Raw genomic sequence first — 2,341 nt, 5'->3', positions numbered from 1 at the left:
TGCCTTCGGCGACCCTTCGGGGACGTTCGCCACGTGGCAGAGGGGCAGGCGGGCGCTACGCTACTTCTGCCCCTCGTGCCTAAGCGTATTTCTTTAGTGAGCTGTAAAAGGCTTTCGCTTGTTCTCCCGTTGGTCGAAGGCGGGCAAGGTGGGTACAACCACCGCCCAACGGAACGCGCTGCGCTTGCCTTCCGATGGTCGATAGTTGACAGGGTAAGGACTGAAGGAAGAAAGCTTGATAGATGGAAGTCAATTTTTTAACTTCCATCTTTGATTTCTGTTACGGAATTCAAAGAAACTCAAAGCCGGTTGATTTCTGTTACAGAATTCAAAAAAAACCCGCCGAAAGGCGGGAAGGTCAAGGATCTGACTAGGAGTTTTCTTATGCCATGAAATTCATGCAGCCTCTCACACGGTCGCCGCGTCTGCTCCGTCAACTACGCCCGCCGCCGCGCCCGTGCTAACGAGGCTGTACCCATAAGGCGTATGGCGGTAAAACAATTCGATATAGGGCAAATCGTCGAGCTGTTCGTCTTCAAGTTCTTCGGGAACTTCTACCCCACGAAACGCACCACCAGAGAACAAAAGCCGCCTTGCTCTCAATACGTCCCAAGCGTGGATATTCTCCAAAGGCTTCAAATCGGAAAACTTCACCGCGTACTTGAAGACTTCCAAAAAGTCTAATTCAGGTTCGTCTGGATGCTTGGCAGCCGTAACATTCAGAACATGACTATCGCCCGTGATTTCCTTCCACTCGGTCTGAAGCGCGGCATAGTCAAAAGTCGAAGTATGCAAAACCATGATATGCGCGTGAGGATGCCAACCCGTTTCCTTCACTTCACCAAAGCCGTTATCTTTGGTTACTTCGTAAGTTCCCACATAGCCATGAATCTTTCTAAATTCAGTCTTACCTCTGCCTTTCTTCAAATAATCGCGGCGACGTTCAAAAATACGAGATACTGACTTTTGCAAATGCTGGAAGCGCTCCCCCAGATCGTCGCCATTCTTTACCGTTAGGGTAATCATGGAAAGCCGCCAAGTGGGATTCTGGGACATGATAAAGCGATAGCGCTTCAAGTAAGCATCAAGCGTTTTTGCGCCGCGCCGGATAGCACAAAGCGGACATATCAAATGCTGCTTGCAGAACCCAGCTTTATGCAGTCGAGTTTTTCCCACGGTGTAGTACTGCCTGAATGCAAGGTAGTTGCCACAATCCGCCAAGCGGACGGCACCGGCACGGTAACGCGCCGCCGTGAAATCATCCGCAGGTTGCAAAATTTTGAGCGTTTCAAGGTTTACCAAGGCGCGTTGTTTTGCGCTATGATAACGAGCAAGGCGAGCGTGTAGCTTGCCGGTTTCATCTGAGCCTCTGGATACCTCTTCCGCCAAGTTGACAGTATCCAGGGGCTTTTTCATTTTCGTGGTCATCGGTTTTCACCTCCGTGTCCCCACTTTGTTTCTATGTATAAATATATAAGTCCCCCGCACCCTTCCCCTCCCTCCCTTCGTCGTACCTCCTCAGGGTGTCGGGGCAGGGTTTGGGGACGGCTTACACGGAAAACGGACTCTTCACAGCCGGATTAACTCCCAACGGGTTTTTGATAGGGAGTGTTTCTAAATTGGGTTCAGGACGCTTAGGAATGATCTGTGAGCCTTTAGGAATGAAATACACTATCGACCCCTTGGCAGGTGACAAAAAGCCAATGGGGACGCTCACAGACTGTTTTAGATATGGCGTGAAGTCCAGACCTTCGGGAATCGTGAGGGTGATAATGTCTTCACGAGTGCCACCGCCCATAACTGGCAGTTCTCCCAGTATTTGCACCTTGGTTGAATCGGCCCGTTGTTCTCCCGTGATCTTATCCAGTGAACCGGGTTGCTTGAAAACGTTGCGTACTTCACCAGTAACTAAAAACATGCTCATTTCGGGTTATCCTCTGTTTGGGTGAAAAGATCGGTTTGGTTATCTTCGGGTTCATTTGGTAACGACGAAGCCAAGGCGGTGAAACTAGCCAGTTCTTGCAAAGCAAGCTTTCTCAGTTCGTCCATGCCTTTTGAATGCTTTTTTTTTGCGGTTTCCATTGCCTGAGCAACGGCTTTCATAGTCGGATACATCTCGCGCAAGAGGTCGGCGGCAACTCTTGCCGGAGGTCGGTCTACGTATTCCGCATAGCCTTTCAAAGCCGCGTATTCTTCGTCTGTAAGGGTTACATTGAAGCGGTGAGTCATTTTTAAACACCTCTGTTATGAGATAGATTCTAGGGTTATATATTGGGTTATGAACTGAGACACTTGATACTTTATAGTATTTTAGAAACAAGGTGTCAGCTTTTTTTTAAGA

3 protein-coding genes are annotated in these 2,341 nt (G+C 49.0%); all 3 read right to left on the bottom strand.

Annotated features, from left to right (window positions below):
* Positions 1-408: 408 nt before the first annotated feature.
* A complete protein-coding gene (locus J1836_RS00015; protein WP_207249050.1) occupies positions 409-1,428 on the bottom strand; it encodes a protein rep in 1,020 nt (339 codons plus the stop codon).
* A 121-nt stretch (positions 1,429-1,549) separates the two neighbouring features.
* Positions 1,550-1,924, bottom strand: a complete 375-nt coding sequence (locus tag J1836_RS00010; protein WP_207249049.1) for a hypothetical protein — start codon at positions 1,922-1,924, stop codon at positions 1,550-1,552.
* The gene (locus J1836_RS00005) at positions 1,921-2,229 is read right to left on the bottom strand and encodes a hypothetical protein (protein WP_207249048.1); all 309 of its coding nucleotides are present in this window, start codon (positions 2,227-2,229) and stop codon (positions 1,921-1,923) included. Before J1836_RS00005 ends, J1836_RS00010 begins: the two co-directional genes overlap by 4 nt.
* Between the last annotated feature and the right edge of the window lie 112 nt (positions 2,230-2,341).

It is taken from the genome of Thiothrix fructosivorans (genome assembly GCF_017349355.1).
Classification (GTDB): Bacteria; Pseudomonadota; Gammaproteobacteria; order Thiotrichales; family Thiotrichaceae; genus Thiothrix; species Thiothrix fructosivorans.
This window is presented reverse-complemented; position numbering and strand designations above follow the sequence as displayed.

Coding starts and splice junctions, on each gene's coding strand:
- J1836_RS00015 (WP_207249050.1), bottom strand. CDS start 1,428: ATGACCACGAAAATGAAAAAGCCCCTGGATACTGTCAACTTGGCGGAA.
- J1836_RS00010 (WP_207249049.1), bottom strand. CDS start 1,924: ATGAGCATGTTTTTAGTTACTGGTGAAGTACGCAACGTTTTCAAGCAA.
- J1836_RS00005 (WP_207249048.1), bottom strand. CDS start 2,229: ATGACTCACCGCTTCAATGTAACCCTTACAGACGAAGAATACGCGGCT.